This window comes from Leifsonia sp. NPDC058248 (genome assembly GCF_042881905.1).
Taxonomy (GTDB): Bacteria; Actinomycetota; Actinomycetes; order Actinomycetales; family Microbacteriaceae; genus Leifsonia.
On the sequence record NZ_JBHVXB010000001.1, the window covers coordinates 261,664 to 273,577 of the forward strand.

At 68.7% G+C, this 11,914-nt stretch carries 9 protein-coding genes; 8 read left to right on the top strand and 1 reads right to left on the bottom strand.

The window, feature by feature from the left end; translation table 11 throughout:
- The first annotated feature begins 29 nt into the window (after nt 1-29).
- Nucleotides 30-3,419, top strand: a complete 3,390-nt coding sequence (locus ACFVV5_RS01435; RefSeq protein WP_387237825.1) for a DUF5107 domain-containing protein — start codon at nt 30-32, stop codon at nt 3,417-3,419.
- A 21-nt stretch (nt 3,420-3,440) separates the two neighbouring features.
- Here the strand turns inward: ACFVV5_RS01435 and ACFVV5_RS01440 are convergent, their stop codons facing one another.
- Nucleotides 3,441-4,349 (bottom strand): AraC family transcriptional regulator, encoded by a 909-nt coding sequence (locus ACFVV5_RS01440; protein ID WP_387237827.1) that lies wholly within the window; start codon nt 4,347-4,349, stop codon nt 3,441-3,443.
- Between the two features lie 120 nt (nt 4,350-4,469).
- Between ACFVV5_RS01440 and ACFVV5_RS01445 the strand changes: the two genes are divergently transcribed.
- From ACFVV5_RS01445 to ACFVV5_RS01475, 7 genes are all read left to right on the top strand, one after another.
- A complete protein-coding gene (locus ACFVV5_RS01445) occupies nt 4,470-5,759 on the top strand; it encodes an ABC transporter substrate-binding protein (RefSeq protein ID WP_387237830.1) in 1,290 nt (429 codons plus the stop codon).
- The gene (locus ACFVV5_RS01450) at nt 5,756-6,661 is read left to right on the top strand and encodes a carbohydrate ABC transporter permease (RefSeq protein WP_387237833.1); all 906 of its coding nucleotides are present in this window, start codon (nt 5,756-5,758) and stop codon (nt 6,659-6,661) included. The genes ACFVV5_RS01445 and ACFVV5_RS01450 overlap by 4 nt, the downstream gene beginning before the upstream one ends.
- Entirely contained in the window at nt 6,658-7,548 is an 891-nt protein-coding gene (locus tag ACFVV5_RS01455; protein WP_387237836.1) for a carbohydrate ABC transporter permease, read from the top strand. The genes ACFVV5_RS01450 and ACFVV5_RS01455 overlap by 4 nt, the downstream gene beginning before the upstream one ends.
- A gap of 6 nt (nt 7,549-7,554) precedes the next feature.
- Entirely contained in the window at nt 7,555-9,687 is a 2,133-nt protein-coding gene (locus ACFVV5_RS01460; RefSeq protein ID WP_387237839.1) for an alpha-galactosidase, read from the top strand.
- Nucleotides 9,677-10,588 carry a hypothetical protein gene (locus ACFVV5_RS01465; RefSeq protein ID WP_387237842.1) on the top strand — a complete coding sequence of 304 codons (912 nt, stop codon included), beginning with the start codon at nt 9,677-9,679 and terminating at the stop codon, nt 10,586-10,588. Before ACFVV5_RS01460 ends, ACFVV5_RS01465 begins: the two co-directional genes overlap by 11 nt.
- 71 nt (nt 10,589-10,659) lie before the next feature.
- Entirely contained in the window at nt 10,660-11,244 is a 585-nt protein-coding gene (locus ACFVV5_RS01470) for a hypothetical protein (RefSeq protein WP_387237845.1), read from the top strand.
- Nucleotides 11,241-11,849, top strand: coding sequence for an RES family NAD+ phosphorylase (locus ACFVV5_RS01475; protein ID WP_387237848.1), 609 nt, complete (start codon nt 11,241-11,243; stop codon nt 11,847-11,849). Before ACFVV5_RS01470 ends, ACFVV5_RS01475 begins: the two co-directional genes overlap by 4 nt.
- Nucleotides 11,850-11,914: the final 65 nt, after the last annotated feature.

Below are 11,914 nucleotides of genomic sequence, written 5' to 3' on the forward strand. Positions count from 1 at the left end.
CCACTCGGTTGAATTCTAGAGTCCTCGATATGTCCGCATCAGATGCCAGCTTCCCTCTGCCTCCGACCCCTGCCGACCAGCAGGACGCACCTGTCGCCGCGTGGAGTGAACCGGTTGAGTTGCGGACCTACGAACCGGGCACACCGGAACGCATGCCCGCCTTCCTCGAGACCAGGGTCTACCAGGGGTCATCCGGTCGCGTCTACCCGCTCCCGTTCATCGAATCGATCAGTCACGAGCCGCGACAGCGACTCTGGCAGGCGATCCACCTGGAGAACGAGTACGTGCGTCTGGCGATCCTCCCTGAGATCGGCGGACGCGTGCACATCGCGATCGACAAGCTCACCGGACTCGACTTCTTCTACCGGAACAACGCGATCAAGCCCGCGCTCGTCGGCCTCGCGGGTCCGTGGATCTCCGGAGGCATCGAATTCAACTGGCCGCAGCACCACCGGCCGGCGACCTTCCTCCCGATGGATTGGACGATCGAGCGCGAGCCCGACGGCTCCATCACCGTGTGGTGCTCCGACCACGACCCGTTCGCGCGGATGAAGGGGATGCACGGCATCCGGCTGCGCCCGGGCAGTTCGGTCATCGAGGCGCGCGTCCGGCTGTTCAACCGGACCGCCGTCACCCAGACCTTTCTGTGGTGGGCGAACGTCGCCGTGCGCGTGCACGACGACTACCAGTCGTTCTTCCCCTCGGACGTCCACGTCGTGGCCGATCACGCGAAACGCGCTATCACGGCCTTCCCGGCCGCCGATCGCGCCTACTACGGCATCGACTACCCGGCCCGCGCCGACCCGGACAGCGCCGAGTACAGCGGACCGGACGCCGACCGTCTCGACTGGTACCGGAACATCCCCGTGCCCACCTCGTACATGTGCGTCGCCAGCGAGGACGACTTCTTCGGAGGATACGACTACGCCTCCGAGCTCGGTTTCGCGCACGTCGCCGACCACCACATCGCCCCAGGGAAGAAGCAGTGGACGTGGGGCAACTCGCCGTTCGGCTGGGCGTGGGATGCGAACCTCAGCGACGGCGACGGAGCGTACGTCGAGCTGATGGCCGGCGTCTACACCGACAATCAGCCCGACTTCTCGTACCTGGCGCCGGGCGAGACGAAGACGTTCAGCCAGTACTGGTTCCCGTATCACGGCATCGGGCCCCTCAGCCAGGCGTCCACGGAGACCGCCCTCAGCCTCCGTGTCGCCGACGATGAGGCCGGCCGGTTCGCGAGCATCGGCGTCGCGATGACCTCACGCCGGTCCGCCGTCTCCGTTCGCCTGCTGGACGACGCGTCCGCGGTGATCTGGGAGACCGAGACCACGATCGAGCCCGGTCGTCCGCTCATCGAGCGCGTGCCCGTACCGGCCGACGGCGACGTCGAGCTGATCGTGAGCGATGCCTCAGGCGAGCTCGCCCGTGCATCCACCCGCTATCGCGACGCGGCGCCCGGCGAAGTCGAGACGGCGACGGAGCCGCCTCCGCCGTCGGACATCGAGTCGATCGAAGAGCTCTACCTGACCGGTGTGCATCTGGCTCAGTACCGTCACGCGACGCGCTCGCCGGAGCCGTACTGGCGCGAGGTCCTCCGCCGCGACCCCGGCGACTCGCGAACGAACGTCTCGCTCGCGTCGCTCTGTCTTGCATCCGGCCGGCTCGACGAGGCCGAGGCCCACCTCCGCACCGCACTGGCGCGCCAGACGCACCGCAACCCGAATCCGGCGGACGGCGAGGCCTCCTACCTGCTCGGCGTGGTGCTCGCGGCTCAGCGCAGGGACGCGGAAGCCGCCGACTCCTTCGCCAAGAGCATGTGGAACTTCGCCTGGCGGTCGCCGGCCGGCCTGCAGCTGGCGCGGATCGCAGCACGCGCCGGCCGGTGGCGGGAGGCGGCGGAACGCGCAGAGGCGGTGTCGCGCCTCGACGCCGATCAGCTCCAGGCGATCGCGATCCGGGTGATCGCCCTGCGGCAGCTCGGACGCGACGCCGAGGCCGCAGCCCTCCTCGACGGCGCGCGCACGATCGACCGGCTCGATGCGTGGCTCCGCGATCTCGCCGACGGCCGGGTGGACACCGACGCGGGCACGCTTCGGGATGTCGCGGAGGAGTACCGCGCCCTCGGCTTGGTCGACGACGCCCTGCGGACGCTCGACGCTGCGGCGCAGGCCGCGCGGTTCAGCCCGGTCGACGGCGCCGGCGATCCCCTTGCCCTCATCCAGTACGAGCGAGCCGAGATCCTGGAGAAGCGGGGAGAGACCGCCGCAGCCACCGACGCGCTGACCCTCGCGCGCACGGTCAGCGCTGACCGCTGCTTCGCATCCGGGCTCGACGACGCGCTGATGCTTCAGCGGCGGATCGCGCACACGGACGACGCGCGAGCCCACGCCCTCCTCGGGCACTGGCTCTACTTCCATCGCCGCTACGACGACGCGATCGCGCACCTTCGACGCGCGGACGAACTGGCTCCCGGCGATCCGGTGGTCTTGCGCGGACTCGGACTGGCCGCCTACAACGTGCAGCGCGATTCCGTTCGGGCCGTCGAGTCCTATGCGAAGGCGCTGGCCGCCGCTCCGGGCGACGCCAAACTGCTCTACGAAGCGGACCAGCTCGCCCGGCGGGTCGGTGTGCCTGCCGAGCTCAGAATCGCGGCTCTGGATGCCCATCCCGGCTCCGTCTCGACACGCGACGATCTCGCGCTCGCCTATGCGGAGCTCCTCGTCCTCGTCGGTCGCGAGGACGAAGCCATCCATTTCATGGGCGAACGTCGGTTCAGCCCGTGGGAGGGCGGCGAAGGCGAGACCGTGCGCGTCTGGTCGATGGCCCAGCGAGCGGTCGCGCGACGCGCCAGGGCCGAGAACCGTCCGCACGACGCAGTGAGCGCGCTCCGTGCGGCGATCGACGTGCCGGGCTTCCTCGGCGAGGCACGCCACCCGCTCGCGAACTTCTCCGACATCCTGCTCGAACTGGGTGATGCCGCCTGCGAGGCCGGCCTCGACGCGGAGGCGCACGACGCCTGGAGCTCCGCCGCGAGCAGTGGAGGCGACTTCACGACGATGCTGACCGTTCCGCATTCGCCGATGACGTATTACTCCATCGTGGCGGCGTCGCGACTCGGCGACGCCGAGCGCGCTGCGAGCCTCACGGACGGACTCCGGGAGTACGTCGAATCGAAACGGCACGAGCATCCGGTCATCGACTACTTCGCCACCTCGCTGCCGTCGATGCTGATCTTCTGGGACGACCTCGAGCAGGGGCACCGCGATCTGGTGACGGCGATGGACGCGCAGCTCGCGCTGCTGGCGGACGAGCCGGAGAAGGCGCGCGGTCTGCTCGAGCCGATCGCGGAACGCGATCCGGCGAACGCGCTGGCCCGCGAGCTGCTCGACGAGGCGGAGCCGGCCACCGTCACGCGATGACCTGACCGTCGAGCACCGCGATCAGCCCTTGTGCTGGTCGCGGTACTCGCGCGGCGTGACCCCGTGGATCTTCTTGAACTGCCGCGCGAAGTAGAACGAGTCCGGGTAGCCCACCTCGGCGGCGATCGCGGCGATCGTGGCCGACGTGACGTCGAGCAGCTCCCGGGCCCGCGCCATCCGGAGCAGGGTCTGGTACTGCAGCACCGGGTAGCCGACCTCGCGCTTGAAGAGCGCCGCGAAATGCGAGCTGCTCAGTGAGGCCATCGCGGCCAGCTCCGGCACCGTGATGCGGTCGACGATGTGTGTTCGGATGTACTCGACCGCGTGCTCGATGACATCGCCCGAATCGTCGGATCGTGCACGTTCGGCCGCCAGTCGGGTCAGGACATGCCAGGCCGCTCCCGACGCGGCCACCAGACTCGTGGTCGTCGAATCGCGCTCCATCCACTGCAGGACTTCGGACATGAGCGAGACCACGGGGTAGAGGTCCCTCGGCCGGCGGACAGGATTTCCGGCGGTGATCCCGGCCACGCGCAGGAACGGCTCGATCTCCGGACCCGACGCATGGAACCACCAGAGCGTCCACGGATCGACGGCGTCGGCGCCGTAGGCGTGGGGCTGACCAGGGGGCAGGATGACCACCTGGCCTTGCTGCACCGGGAATCGTCCCGCCTCGGTCTCGCACCACCCGGCCCCCTCGACGCACGCCATGACGACGACCTGGGCGATGGGGGCGATCCGCCGGCGCCCGTGCGACTCGGCCTCCGGGAAGTACCCGCAGTCGGTCACCACGAGGCGCGTCGTGCCCTCCTGATGCAGGAATTCACGCACGCGCGGGCGAGGGAGGACCAGCATTCGCTGGCCGGGGAATCCGTCGGGGATGAGCACCGCACGATTCTGACCCAGCGTCGTCGAATTGTCCAGATACACCGACGCTTTCTTCTACGCCGACGCAGGGAGCGGACATATCGTAGAGGTCGTTCAGCCGTAGGATCATCCTTCGGCCCCTGTCACAGCCCTCGCGAATCACATCACGAAATGGAGTCGAAGATGACCCGGAAAACCTCTCGATGGCTTGCCGCACTCGGCAGCACCATCGCAGCCACAGCCTTGCTCGCCGGGTGCGTCTCGACCGCCGGCACCGCCCAGCCCGTGAAGAGCGGCCCGGATGCGTCGGGACCGCTCGTTCTGCAGTCGCGCTTCACCGACGCGGAGAAGGGCGGCATCGAAGAGCTCGTCAACAACTTCAACGCGAAGGGCGAGGGGCAGGTCAAGCTCAACAGCATCCCGACCGCCACCTTCAACACGCAGCTTCCCTCGTACCTCACCTCGAAGAACCCGCCGGACGTCTACACCTGGTACGCCGGGCAGGCCACGCGTGACTTCGCCGACCAGAACCTCCTGCTCGACCTGTCGAGCGTGTGGGACAACCACAAGAAGGACTTCCCGGATGCTCTGCAGAAGCTGAGCCAGGACTCCAGTGGTAAGGAAGTGTTCGTCCCGACCGGGTATTACTGGTGGGGTGTGTACTACTTCAAGAGCGACTTCGCGAAGCTCGGCATCACGCCTCCGAAGACCTGGGACGAGTTCATGGCCGCGAGCGCCAAGATCAAGGCTCAGGGCGTCAAGCCGTTCACGATGGGGCTCAGCGACAACGCGTGGCTCGCGTCGGCTTGGTTCGACTACCTCGACCTCCGCATCAACGGCGGCGACTTCCACCTGCAGCTGCTCTCCGGCAAGAAGTCGTACGACAGCCCCGAGGTGAAGAAGGTGTTCGCAGCGTTCAAGCAGGTGCTCCCCTACGTCGACCCCGCCGTGCTGGGGCTCACGCAGAACCAGGCCATGAGCGACTTCACGCAGGGCAAGTCGGCGATGTACCTGCTCGGCGCCTGGGCTCAGCCGTCCGTGCCGGCGAACAAGCAGAGCGATCTCGCGTTCTTCCAGTTCCCGATCATCGACCCGTCCGTTCCTGTCGCCGAGGAGGCTCCCACCGACGGGTTCATCGCGAGCGTCAAGACGGACAAGCCGAACCTGACCAAGAAGTTCCTGGACTACGTCGCGAGCCCCGAGGCCCAGACGAAGCTCGCGAAGGGTCAGCAGGGCAGCGCGCTCCCCGCGAACGTGAACTCGACCCTGCAGCTCGACGCGCTCTCCTCGCAGGGGAAGAAGATGCTCGAGTCGGCGAAGCAGATCACCCAGTTCTACAACCGTGACGCCGGGGATGCCCAGCAGACGCCGGCCGACACGGCGCTGACCAGCTTCATCGCGCATCCGGAGAACCTCGACCAGATCCTGAAGGACTGGGACGCAGCCGCAAAGAAGGTCCGGGCGACTTCGTGACCACTGCTCCACTAGTACGCGGTCGGCGGCGGATCAAGGTCCCGCCGCCGATCGTGTTCGCCCTCGTGCTCGTCCCGTTCCTGATCGAAGCGGTCGGCGTCTTCTGGCCGGCCTTCCAGGGGGTCGCGCTGTCGTTCCTCCACTGGAACGGCATCGGCCCGGCCGAATCGGTCGGGGTTCAGAACTTCGTCGACCTGTTCAGCGACCCGATCTTCCTGACGGCGCTCAAGAACACGGCGATCTGGATCGTGCTCTTCGGCGGGATCTCCTTCGTCGCCGGGCTCGGCGTCGCGCTGCTGTTCCAGTCGGAGCGGCGCGGAGTCGGCGTGTACCGCACGGCGCTGTTCCTCCCCATCGTCTTCTCCCTCGTGGTCACGGCTCTGATCTGGGGTGCGTTCTTCCAGCCGAACGGCGTGCTCAACAACATCCTCGACGCCGTGGGGCTGCACAGCTGGACCCGCGTCTGGCTCGGCGACTCGAGCACGGCCCTCTACGCGGTCATCGTCGCCGCCCTCTGGCGCGAGATCGGCTACGTGATGGTGCTGTTCATCGCCGGCCTGAAGGCACTGGACCCGTCGGTCCAGGAGGCGGCCCGCGTCGACGGCGCGACGAAGTGGCAGCGTTTCCGGCTCGTCACTCTCCCGCAGCTGCGAAGCGTCAACCTCGTGGTGCTGTCGGTGCTGATCATCGACTCGCTCCGCTCGTTCGACATCGTCTGGGCGATGACGAAGGGCGGCCCGTACCACTCGACCGAGCTGCTCAGCACCTACATGTTCTCGACAGCGTTCGAAGGGCACGCGCTCGGCTACGCCTCCGCCATCGCCGTGGTCATCTTCGTGCTGGCGATCGCGGTGATCGTCTCGTACCTGGTGCGAGCGCTCTCCGAGGAGAAGGAATCATGACCACTGCCACCGCGACACGCACGGCCACCGCTTCGGCGCATCCGGTCGCACGCCGGCGCAGCCGCAGGCGCACGGCCGCCACCGTCGGCTTCCACGCCTCCGGGATCCTCATCTCGCTCGCGTGGTTCGCCCCGATCCTCGTCGTTGTCGTCACCTCGTTCCGCACGTTCGACGACGTGTCCGCCAACGGGATCGCGAGCCTCCCGCACACGTTCACGCTGCAGACCTACGTGCAGGCGTGGAACCAGGGCGGCCTGTTCCAGGCGCTGGTCAACAGCATGGTCGTCACGATCCCTACGGTGATCCTCTCGCTCCTGCTCTCGGCGGCCGCCGCTTTCGGCCTCAGCCGGTTCCGGATGCCCCTCCGCCGGACGATCCTCCTCGTGATGCTCGCCGGCAACCTCCTGCCGGTGCAGATGCTGCTGATCCCCATCTCCCGCATCACGCAGCAGATCAACATCTACGACACCCTCGGCGCGCTGATCGTCGTGCAGGTCGCCTTCGGGATCGGCTTCTACACCTTCGTGCTCTACGGCTTCATGCGCACGATCCCGCACGAGCTGCAGGAGGCGGCGACGCTCGACGGAGCAGGGACGATCCGCATCTTCGTGCAGCTGATCCTGCCGCTGACCCGTCCGGCCCTCGCGGCCCTGGGCGCGCTCTCGTTCACCTGGATCTTCAACGACCTGCTCTGGTCGATCACCCTCCTCCAGACCTCGGAGAAGCTGCCGATCACGGCGGCCGTGCTCTCGCTCCAGGGTCAGTACGTGTCGAGCTGGTCCGTCATCGCTGCGGCGACCGTCGTCGCCGCGATCCCGTCCACCATCGTCTTCCTCGTCTTCCAGCGCAGCTTCATCGGGGGCCTCGCCCTCGGATCGGTGAAATAGTCGACTATGCCCACTGCCAGCACCATCAGCCATCTCCGCGCCGGTGGAACGAGCGTCGTCGTCGTGACGGACGACCGTCTTCCGCGCATCCTGTACTGGGGCGACGACCTCGGAGACCTCGGAGCCGACGAGCTCGAGACGATCGCCCGCACGGCACTGCCGGCCGTCGGCGACAGCGCGGTCACGTATCCGCAGCCCGTCCCCGTGCTCGCGCAGGTCAGTGAGGGGTGGCTCGGCCGCCCCGGCCTGGTGGGCGACAGCGGCGGGCGGCGCTGGGCAGCGCGGTTCCGGATGCTCACCGCGCAGTCTGCGGACACCGACGCGGGTGCCCGTCTGGTGGTCGACGCCGTCGATGCCGAATACGAGCTCGCGCTTCGCATCGAGATCGAGGTGCTGGCCGCAAGCGGTCTGGTGCGGCAGCGGGCGACGCTGCGCAACGACGGGAGCGATCGCTTCCGGGTGGATGGGATCGAGCTCGCTCTTCCCGTTCCCCACGAGGCCGACGAGATCCTCGACCTGACCGGGCGCTGGTCGCTCGAGCGGGTGCCCCAGCGCCAGCCGTTCAACGTCGGCGAGTGGGTGCGATCCTCCCGGGGCGGCAAGCCCGGCCTCGAGCACACCCTTCTGCTCGCCGCCGGCCGCCAGGGGTTCGGGTTCCGCTCCGGGGCGGTCTGGGCCACGCACCTCGCGTGGAGCGGCAACCAGTCGCTGACCGCGGAGAGGACGCCGGCCGACACGCGCCGGCTCGCCGTCCGCGAGGGCCTCGCCTCCGGCGAGGTCGAGCTCGAACGTGGCGCCGAATACACGACGCCGTGGCAGTACGGCTCCTGGGGAGACGGACTCGACGAGCTCGCCTCCCGCTTCCACCGTCACCTGCGCGCTTCGCCGGCGCATCCGTCGACACCGCGGCCGGTCATCCTGAACACGTGGGAGGCGGTGTACTTCAAGCAGGATCTCGAGACGCTCGTGGCCCTCGCGGAGGAGGGCGCCGCGGTCGGCGCGGAGCGGTTCGTCGTCGACGACGGCTGGTTCCTCGGCCGGAGAGACGACACCAGTGCGCTCGGCGACTGGGACGTGGATCCGGAGATCTGGCCGACGGGACTCGAACCACTGGTTGCCCGGGTGCGCGAACTGGGGATGGACTTCGGTCTGTGGTTCGAGCCGGAGATGATCAACCTCGACTCGCGGCTGGCGCGCGAGCATCCGGAGTGGATCTTCGACGCCGGCCACGGCGCGGGGCTGCCCTCGCGCCACCAGCACGTGCTCGATCTCGGGCATCCGGAGGCGTACGACTACGTGCTCGGTCGGATGTCCGCGCTGATCGGCGAGCTCGGAATCGACTACATCAAGTGGGACCACAACCGCTACCTGCTCGACGCCGGCCACACCCCCGAGGGGCGTCCCGGGCTGCGCGAACAGACGCTCGCCGCCTACCGGCTGATGGCTGAGCTCGCCGCACGGCATCCGGGACTCGAGATCGAGTCGTGCGCCAGTGGTGGTGGCCGCATCGACCTCGGGGTCCTCGAGCACACGCAGCGCGTCTGGTCGAGCGACTGCAACGATCCGCACGAGCGGCTGGAGATCCAGCGCTGGACCGGTCTCGTCGTGCCGCCGGAACTGCAGGGGACCCACGTCGGCGCGGAGGAGTCGCACACCACGCACCGCGTGCACCCCCTGTCGTACCGTGCCGAGAAGGCCATCTGGGGGCACATGGGCGTCGAGCTGAACCTCCTGACCTCCGACGACGAGACCAAGGCCGAGCTCGCCTCGTGGATCGCCTTCCACAAGGAGCACCGCGGGCTGCTCCACAACGGCACGAGCGTCCACGCCGACACCGGCGACGACGCTGTTCGCCTCGAAGGGGTCGTCGGGGCCGACCTCCGCGACGCGCTGTATGCGTTCTCCCTGACGGAACGGCCACGAACCTGGCCGATCGGCCGGCTCGCACTGCCGGGGCTGGACGACGCCGTCTCCTACCGCGTCACCGCCGTCTTCCCCGGTGATAAGCCCCATGGTGCACAGCCGCCGTGGCTGGCGGACGGAGCCGTGCTCAGCGGGCGGGCCCTGCGCCTCGTCGGGCTGGAGATGCCCAGCCTGGACCCGGACCGATCGGTGCTCCTCAGCGTCCATGCCGCGTGAGCTGATCCGGCTCTCCGCCGAGATCGGCGGTCACGAGCTGCGTGCCGACATCTCGACGGTCGGCGCGAGCATCCAGGGCCTGTGGGTGGACGGGATGCCGCTCGTGCGCGGAAGCGGGATGGCGGAGCCGGCGATGACGTCCGGCGTCGTCCTGGTGCCATGGCCGAACCGGGTGCGGGACGCACAGTGGCCGCTCGACGGCAAGACGCAGCACCTCGAGGTCACCGAGCCGGCAGCGGGCAACGCGATCCACGGGCTGCTCGCAGACACGGAGTACTCCGTCGTGCGGTCGGACCGCGACAGGCTCGTCCTGACGGCGCGAGTCGAGCAGCCCCCGGGGTATCCGTTCGATCTCGAGACCGACGTGGAGTTCGCGCTCGTCGCATCCGGGATCGAGTGCCGGATCGAGGTTCGCAACCGCGGGGTGCGCGCGGCGCCTGTCGCGGTGGGAGTCCATCCGTACGTGCGGCTCGGAAGCGCATCGCCCGACGACCTGACGCTGGCCATTGAGGCGGCTCGGGCGCTCCCGCTCGGCGACGACAACTTCCCGCTGGCGTCGATCGACGTGCAGGGAACCCCCTTCGACCTCCGGGGCGGCGTGCCGCTGGCCTCCGCCCCACGCCACGCATGCTTCACCGGGCTGCGGGCCGAGGATGGGCGGGTGCGGCTCCGGATGCTCGGCCAGGACGCATCCGTCGAGGTCTGGGGCGACAGCCGGTTCCGCTGGGCGCAGCTCTACCTCACCGACGACTTCCCGGGACTCGCGCCGGGCGAGTTCGCGATCGCACTCGAGCCGATGACGGCGCCGCCGGACGCCCTGAACTCGGGGACCGACCTCCACTGGCTGGTGCCGGGCAGGCGCTGGCGCCGCACGTGGGGCATCTCGCTGTCTGCGGCCTAACGGAGCTGGTTGACATGGTTGACACGAACCGGCAAGAATGGTTGACGTAGTTGACATGAACGAGGTCTTCCATGAGCACCATCTCTCCCGAACGCCGCCCGGCCCGCGCTGCACGGCGCCTGGAGCAGGAGCACGCCGTCGACGAGATCACAGCCGCGATCCGCGCGAAGCTCCTCGAACGCGTTGATCGCGGCGAGGAACTGACGAGCCTCGGAGACGCGGAGGATGTCGCCGAGCAGATCGTCGACCGTCTTCCCGTCGCTGCCAGTCCCTGGGCCGAGCTGGTCGGTCCGGTCTACACCAGCGGGTCGCTGCAGCGTGAGCTGAACATGGGCCGGGCCGGGCTGTCGAAAGCGGTTGGAGACCTCCGCGCGCTCCGCCTGAAGACCGCGGATGGGCGGAACGTCTACCCCGCGTTCCAAGTGACCAACGGGGCACTCGTCGCGGGCATGCGCGAGGTGCTTACCGTGCTCCAGAGCGGGGTCGCCGACCCGTGGACCTGGGCACAATGGCTCAACGCCGCGCTCCCCGACCGATCGCGGGATGCGACAGGCGCCGACGTCTCCCGCCGCCGCAACATCGACCTCCTGATCGCGGGCGACGTCGACGGCGTCATTCAGGCCGCAGAGCGCACCGCCGCGAGCTGGGCCGCGTGACCGCAGTTCAGGGTCCACCGGATCGCAACATCAGCTACAGGGGGTTCCCCAAGAAGCCCATCGCCGCCGAGACGGAGCTGTACCGCGCACACAGCATCTCGCGGGAGGCATGGTGGTTCGACAACAGCGCATATGGTCGCTTCAACCTCCCTAGTCCCCGCGGTACCTGCTACGCCGCGTCCCGGGCTGAGACGGCGGTCCGGGAAAAGGTCCGCGACGAGGTCAGCTCCTCCGGTGTGGTCTCTCGCGCTCTCGCTGAGACCTTCATCGTCTCGATCGTGAGGGCCCCGATCGACTACAAATGTGCCGCCGTGAGCTCCACCGGCGCGGCACGCTTCAACGTCGTCCGCGCCCTGGTCACGATGGACGACTACGACGTTCCGCAGGAATGGGCGGAGACCTTCGAGGCGCACACCTTCGACGGGGTCTACTACGGCTCCGCCTACACGACCGGCGGGCCGAGCGCCCTGGCTCTTTTCGGTGACGAGGGAGACCCGGGCCCCCTCTTCACCGCCACCCAGCACATGACCGGCCCGCAAGCCTGCAAAGCGGCCGGGATGACCGTCGCCGGCCCGCCGTCGTTCGGCGCACTCACCGTCATCTGAGGTCGCCCAGGGAAGACGCGGAAGGGGGCCCCGGGGTGGCCGCCTGCCCCATCCGGTGCAGCCAT

Coding starts and splice junctions, on each gene's coding strand:
- ACFVV5_RS01455 (WP_387237836.1), top strand. CDS start 6,658: ATGACCACTGCCACCGCGACACGCACGGCCACCGCTTCGGCGCATCCG.
- ACFVV5_RS01435 (WP_387237825.1), top strand. CDS start 30: ATGTCCGCATCAGATGCCAGCTTCCCTCTGCCTCCGACCCCTGCCGAC.
- ACFVV5_RS01465 (WP_387237842.1), top strand. CDS start 9,677: ATGCCGCGTGAGCTGATCCGGCTCTCCGCCGAGATCGGCGGTCACGAG.
- ACFVV5_RS01460 (WP_387237839.1), top strand. CDS start 7,555: ATGCCCACTGCCAGCACCATCAGCCATCTCCGCGCCGGTGGAACGAGC.
- ACFVV5_RS01470 (WP_387237845.1), top strand. CDS start 10,660: ATGAGCACCATCTCTCCCGAACGCCGCCCGGCCCGCGCTGCACGGCGC.
- ACFVV5_RS01445 (WP_387237830.1), top strand. CDS start 4,470: ATGACCCGGAAAACCTCTCGATGGCTTGCCGCACTCGGCAGCACCATC.